This window comes from Oligella sp. HMSC05A10 (genome assembly GCF_001808335.1).
GTDB classification, from domain to species: Bacteria; Pseudomonadota; Gammaproteobacteria; order Burkholderiales; family Burkholderiaceae_B; genus Oligella; species Oligella urethralis.
In genome coordinates this window covers 1-2,821 of record NZ_KV792934.1, presented here as the reverse complement: position 1 = coordinate 2,821, position 2,821 = coordinate 1, and the positions used below count along the sequence as shown (strand labels likewise).

Annotated in this window: 2 protein-coding genes and 1 pseudogene; all 3 read right to left on the bottom strand. The window is 38.2% G+C overall.

Translation table 11 applies throughout. The features are described from left to right. Positions 1-324: 324 nt before the first annotated feature. Complete coding sequence (locus HMPREF3144_RS07520) at positions 325-576, bottom strand: DUF596 domain-containing protein (protein WP_070477255.1); 252 nt, start codon at positions 574-576, stop codon at positions 325-327. 672 nt (positions 577-1,248) lie between these two features. Further along, the gene (locus HMPREF3144_RS07515) at positions 1,249-2,109 is read right to left on the bottom strand and encodes a hypothetical protein (RefSeq protein ID WP_070471015.1); all 861 of its coding nucleotides are present in this window, start codon (positions 2,107-2,109) and stop codon (positions 1,249-1,251) included. Continuing rightward, positions 2,109-2,821: pseudogene (locus HMPREF3144_RS11715) on the bottom strand (hypothetical protein); the annotation flags it as partial. The pseudogene HMPREF3144_RS11715 and the gene HMPREF3144_RS07515, both read right to left, overlap by 1 nt.

Sequence of the window (2,821 nt, the reverse complement as noted above, 5' to 3'; positions counted from 1 at the left end):
TCTCGCCCAACACCTGCGCACCGCGCAAGGTGATGCCTGCAATGTCGTCAGGCTGGTGCCATCACCAATCTGTGTCTGACGGTGTGTTACGCTGTCGGCGTTGCCGTAACCTTTGCCTCGATTGGCACCCGCAGTGATACCCACGGTCGGTATCGTTAGACCCGCATCGAACCGCAACTTGAAGACTTGAATCTAAGTGCCCTCCATTGAGCCGTCTTCATAAATCCACACAAAACCACACATTGGCCAAAACTCAATTAAGTTACCGTGTTTATCTTCCGTAAATTGAAAGCCAAAACCCGCTAATTTACGCTCATCTTTGGGTCATCGATCGGAATAAAGTTGCACCTGTTCCTCAATAGTGCCCTCAAGAAACTTCCCGTCAAAAGCAAGTTTTATACGCCCTTCCTGCGTCAAACGATACAGGATGGACAAGAATAACTGTTTACGTTCTTCGTAGGGTGACTTTTCACCTAAAAAATAAATAACTTCGCCCCATAAGGCTGACGTTGACATACTTTCTGAAAACTCAACTAATTCATCATAAACTGCTGAATCAACATTTAATAATTCCATCGAAACTTAACCTCTACCTTATTTAGTCTCAGCACCTATTGCCAATTTTCTGGCCTCTAGTACCTGTTATCTCTATGGTCCATCTCGCTTTGGTCACATCCTGTGAAGTCGACCCATTTCGTAAGCTCTGGCTTTAAACAAAGACGTTTCATCAGTCTATAGCAAGATGTAATCTTTAATCTGTTTATCGTTTGCGCCATTAAATAAGAAGACGGTAATGTGGGATTCTTAACGTAGAGGTTCTGAGCAATAAGGGGTGAGCTCTTGACGCTCATTGTTAATACAATATCCTGCCACCCCCTAGTGTGCATGCTTAACTACCTTATTCAGGCACTAGCTTTCAGTCTTTTTATGAGGCTCATTACTCTCATCAAAATATGTAACGATCCCATTCCAAAAAAACACAAAACAATCGTAAGTGTTAAAAGCCTTAAATCTTTTTATAAATAAAGTGCAAGTGACCTCATAACAACGAGTTGCGATACGCCATAAAAAATTAAAACTCTTAGATATCTAATTTTCGTGACTGACATCCTTGATGATTGTCGTAACAACGCAACTTACAACCACACCTAACTCGCGAATCATAATCCAATCTATTAATTCCCCCAGACATTACCGACATAAAAAACAGGCTGTTTAGGTCTAAATTAAACATGCCTTATTTAAAATTTAAATCCCCACATAGAACTGACCTACCCACTTAGGTTCAGTCCATTCTTGTCGATTTAAAATAATGGAAATATCCATAGATTTTTCATAGAACAAAACATCTGTATACTTGCTTTCCCGCCAATGTTTATCGCCATAAGTCATTGTGCCTTGAAAAATTAACGGTCTCATCCCTAGCTTAGGTTGAATCTCATAAATATCGAAATGCGTTTCTTGTGAGCTAATTGGAAAACGCAAAAACTTATACACATAAACAGGGTGTTTTCGCATTTCTAATAATGTCGATTCGGTGATCCAATAAATTTCATCTTGAGTTGGTAACCTTAACCTACAGCCTCTTGGCAAAATAGTATATCTTTTCGTCGTGTCATTAGTAGACAACGGTTCTAAGCATGTATTGCAAACACTCAAAATCTCACTCTTTATCCTTTGTGGTTCTTGTAGTCCTGAGCGTTTTAACTCCTCTTCTAGTAACACTTTCTTGTCTTCATCTATTTCCAAAAAACCATCTTCAATAGCTAAAAAACAATGATCTTTTTGCCATAAGCGTATCAACTCCTCCTTATCAATCCAAATCGGAAAGGAGTCTTTATAAAGAAACACCAAAAAAAGCGCAACAGGGGAGATAATTAGCCAAAACTCCCACATAAAATACAAACTATATTTACCAAAAACCAAATTTATCAACATGAAAATTGTTAATATGCCGACAAATGTTAATAGCTTAATTAAAAACTCAAGATTCCGTTTAACTGGTTTGTTAAAACAACGGATGAAAAACATAACAACTGCCAGTGAAACAGTCACCAATATTGCCCCTCTTCCGCTGAGCATATTTCTATCATTTCGCTCTAATAGCATTAATCTTCCAATTGTTTATCATTATCATGCTTATTAAATATTTGTTTCAATGATGAAACTTCTATTATTTTTGTATCTACCTTATTTCCGCCATAATGCGAAACTCCTGCCGAAACACCACCACCTATAAAGTAGCCTCCTGAAAAATCTAAAATTTGTAAAAAAGGTTTGACTATTCTATTTGATTCTTTTGTCACTTGAATCCTTATATTTGGAGAAAGCTTATCAAGCTTTTGTAAACTATGCTTATTTTCAAAATGCATCCCTCTCACAAGCCTTGAAAAAGCAACTCCGACAGTAGCATCAGAAAACAAGTTTGCTGTTGTATAGCTTCCTTCAGTCATTAAACTAGTCACACCTCCAACAGCAATCGATTGAGCGGCGTCCATAATATAACTCTTTCCGATATTCCTAAAGATTTGAAGGCTACTTGTAACTTTTGCCGTAGAAACACCAGTACCACCAAGCAAAAACAACGCGGGTTCTGCTGCCCTAGCCAATTTCATATCCATTGAGTTATCAACACCGACTTGTTGGCGTGCTTTAAGACAAGCTTCTCCTACTCGCCCATCATCGATTTTTTGAGTAATAGGAATGGAGAGGATATATTGGACCTTATTTTCGTCACCTTGTGCGATCTGTGAAAGTCCATTTTTCAAGAATTGACGCTCTCTCAGCTTTAATGAAAAAGAATCAGCTTGATAACGCTCAA